Annotated in this window: 1 protein-coding gene; it reads left to right on the top strand. The window is 39.9% G+C overall.

Features of this window, described 5'->3' with window-relative positions:
- Positions 1 to 840: 840 nt before the first annotated feature.
- Complete coding sequence (locus CINSTRO3249_RS15380) at positions 841 to 1542, top strand: helix-turn-helix transcriptional regulator (RefSeq protein WP_254304381.1); 702 nt, start codon at positions 841 to 843, stop codon at positions 1540 to 1542.
- Positions 1543 to 2121 lie beyond the last annotated feature (579 nt).

Genomic DNA, 2121 nt, shown 5'->3' with positions numbered 1-2121 from the left:
TGGCTTTAGTGGCTTTAGTGGCTTTAGTGGCTTTAGTGGCTTTAGTGGCTTTAGTGGCTTTAGTGGCTTTAGTGGCTTTAGTGGCTTTAGTGGCTTTAGTGGCTTTAGTGGCTTTAGTGGCTTTAGTAGGATTGGTGGGTTTAGTGGGCTAAGTAGGTAAAGTGAATTGAGTGAGTTAAGCTGGTCATCGTCGGTTTTAAAATAAAACGAGGGGAATTCATTGATTTTTGATGAAATTTCGTCAGCCTCAGATTGGACCGATGTTTACATAAGTTATCGCTCTGCTTGAAAACTTAAAGCCTATCATCGGCCACGCAAAGTCCACCTCCCTTGGGCGAAACGACAAGAATAAACCAATTCGTAGCAATGTAATCCTGGGCGTGACTACACGCGAAAGCGTTAAAGTCAGGGCCAGCGGACACGGGTTCAGACATCAAATGAGCACCATTCTGAATGAGCACGGTTTTGACCCGGACCTGATTGAGCGGCAACCAGCACAATGAGATTGCAACAAAGTGAAAGGAATCTCTAATCACGCTCTGTCTCTCGACAAACGGAGAGAAATGATGCAATGGTATGCTGACTTTCTCGATAGTCTGAAATAACCGTTCACATCACAGACAATCATCACGCGCCATTGTACTCGCCTCCCGTTACAAAAAAAACTTTGAACCCTACCCCCTCACCCAAGCCGGCATGGCTTCAAATATTTTTGCGATTATATTTATCTTGATAATATGATATTTGCATCATGCATAATTGGGGAAATATACTCTTTACATGTATGGATAAATATGTATATTTATTGATGATGATGGAAGCTTTAGCCAGGAGGCAATCGTGAAAAATATATTTTCAGATCAAGGCAACTATTCACTTGAAAATTTACCACTGCTAACATTTCTTGAAAAATCAAAAATACCTTGGGCCGTTAAAAGCGTAGAGTCAAGATTTGCATTCGTAAATGAACCCGCAAAAGATTTTCTACGTATTCCTAACAGGTTTGACTTCGAGGGTAGACTAGATGAAGATTTCCCTACCCCATGGTCAGAGATGGCTGAAGAATATCGAGCCCACGATAGAAAAGCAGAGTGTAGTCCAGATGGCGCTGAAATAATAACAACATCATATTTTACTCGTCACGCTGTTCTAGAACCGTGGTATTGCCATAAATTTCCGATATTTGACGCTGAGAATCAGGTAACTGGAACTCTTTTTTATGCCAAAAAAGTTAATTTTATTTCAATATATGATTTTTTTGATAATTTAAAACCTTCCGTTATCAGTTTAAATCCTCCAGTAGACATTTTCACGGAAAGAGAGCTTGAGATCATTTTTTATGCAATTCAAAAAGTTTCAGCGAAGGAGATTGCAGTAAAGCTAAATATTTCTCATAGGACCATAGAAAACAGATTGTTCACTATATACAATAAAATTGAAGTAAATTCAATAAATGGGCTTATAGAATATTGTCATACTGTTGGGTTAAATAATTACGTACCTAAAAAACTCATCAGAGAAGGCGTTAATTTTTGTTGGTGATGAATAATATGTTAATGCACTGCTAGCCCGCCATTTAGAAGCGGGCTTATTACGCTCGAATATACCCCCCTCCACACTGAGTGCTACAGCGGTCACTGTCAGGCCAGTCATATTCGCCTCGTTGTTTATCCGCCCTCGCCAGTAACTAGCCCTTGCTTCTTTGCCGCGAGCCTGAACCGCCAAACGATACAACTACGATCAACAGATAGCGGCTAATATATTTACCGGGAAGTCATTCTATTTAGTCTTCAAAAATTTAGGGCCAACTTACTCTATACTCTTTATTATGGTAGTGAGATAGTTACTCTGGCTAGTTAATCATTAACATTAATTTCTAGGTGATATTATGGAGAATGAACAGATAACCAGCAATAGACACTTAACCTTCAAATCAATTAACGACATCCCGCTTGTTGGGTTGATTGAGCACTCAACTTTACCGTGGTGCATAATGCGTATTCCGGTGAAAGTGAACGCTGATTCTGGACGAACGTGAACGCTTTTTTTTCTTAACGCGCCTACTGTGTTTTTATTAACTCTTCTGTTCACTTTGGTCAACCTGAGACCGGCGTTTTCTCA

The sequence above is a fragment of the Candidatus Sodalis sp. SoCistrobi genome (assembly GCF_900143145.1).
In the GTDB taxonomy this organism is placed as follows: Bacteria; Pseudomonadota; Gammaproteobacteria; order Enterobacterales; family Enterobacteriaceae; genus SoCistrobi.
This window is presented reverse-complemented; position numbering and strand designations above follow the sequence as displayed.